Origin of the sequence: Kitasatospora putterlickiae (assembly GCF_039527695.1) — a bacterium.
GTDB classification, from domain to species: domain Bacteria; phylum Actinomycetota; class Actinomycetes; order Streptomycetales; family Streptomycetaceae; genus Kitasatospora; species Kitasatospora putterlickiae.
Genome location: NZ_BAAAKJ010000181.1, coordinates 14,523 through 15,957, shown reverse-complemented (window position 1 = coordinate 15,957; position 1,435 = coordinate 14,523). Strand labels below are relative to the sequence as shown.

1 protein-coding gene and 1 pseudogene are annotated in these 1,435 nt (G+C 78.0%); both read right to left on the bottom strand.

Going from position 1 to position 1,435, the window contains the following annotated elements; translation table 11 throughout:
- Positions 1-360, bottom strand: a pseudogene (locus ABD308_RS18225) (hypothetical protein); the annotation flags it as partial.
- 261 nt (positions 361-621) lie between these two features.
- Positions 622-1,435 (bottom strand): TadA family conjugal transfer-associated ATPase (locus tag ABD308_RS18220; protein WP_344335694.1); only part of this gene is annotated, 814 nt, incomplete at its 5' end.

Sequence of the window (1,435 nt, the reverse complement as noted above, 5' to 3'; positions counted from 1 at the left end):
CTCGGCCGCCGTCGCGCGCCGACGCCGCCACCGTCGCACCGGCAGGACCGCCGGGACCGCCGCCAGCACCGGGACGGGCGACCCCGTCGCCCACCCGGCCGCCAACCCGCCGGGCAGGAGCAGGAGTTCCGGGGCACCCCGGACGGGCCGCCAGAGCCCGCCCGCCCACCGGACGGCGGCGGGCACCGCGCCACCGCCGTGCACACCGCCGTCGGCCCCGGCGTCGCCCTCACCGTCGCCCGCCAGTACCGCGCCGACCCGGCGGACGCCCGCCACCTGCCGCTGCACTCCGCACCACGCCGCCACCGCGGCCCCGCACAGCGCCAGCACCCACCACAGCGCCGCCTCATCAACCGCCATGGCCACCACCTCCTTCGCCATCGCCACCCACGCCACCCACGCCACTCACGTCACTCCGCCGACGGCCGCCCCCGGCCGCCGGCCTCACCCGGTCACCCGCCACGACCACTACCGCTCCTCCCCCCTCGTCCGCCCGAACGGCGGACCGGGCGGGGGTCCGCGGACGGGCCCTCGGCCCGCCGCCCAGCCCGAACAGCAGGGCGCCCGCCAAACAGCCGCCCATCAGCAGCGCGAACGCCGCCTCCGCCCACCCGACCGTCATCACGAGCCCTCCTCGACGGCGGCTCCCCGAGCGGCGAGCAGACCGGTCAGGCGCTCCCAGCCGGGCCCCGTAACCGTGTCGCCGTCCACCGCGAACGTCACCGCCGGGGTGGTGACGGCGAGTCCGTGCCGGTCGCCGTCCAGGGTGTGGATCTCGGCGACGCGGCGGCGCCCGGTGCCCTGGTCCCGTACCAGGTGCACCACCAGGTCGAGCGCGGCCCGGAGTTGGCTGTGCAGGGCCGGGCGGTCCAGTCCGGCCAGCGAGCCGAGCGCTTCCAGCCGCACCGGCACGTCCGCCGCCGTGTTGGCGTGAACCGTGCCGGTACCGCCCTCGTGGCCGGTGTTGAGGGCGGCGAGGAGGTCGGCCACCTCGGGCCCGCGCACCTCCCCGATCACCAGCCGGTCGGGCCGCATCCGCAGCGCCTGGCGGACCAGGTCCCGCAGGGTGAGCTCGCCCAGCCCCTCCTGGTTGGGCGGGCGGCCCTGGAGCCGCACCACGTGCGGGTGGTCGGGGTACAGCTCGGCGGAGTCCTCGGCGACGACGATCCGCTCCTCCGGACCGACCAGGCCGAGCAACGCCGCGAGCAGCGTGGTCTTCCCCGTACCGGTGCCCCCGCTGACCAGCAGCGAGAGCCGGGCCCGCACGACGGCGGCCAGCAGCTCGCCGCCACGCGGCGGGAGCGCCCCGCCGGCCACCAGCTCGTCGAGGCTGAACGGCCGGGGGCGGCACACCCGCAACGAGATGTGGGTGCATCCGGCCGCGATCGGCGGCAGGACGGCGTGCAGCCGGGTACCGTCCGGCAGCCGGGCGTCC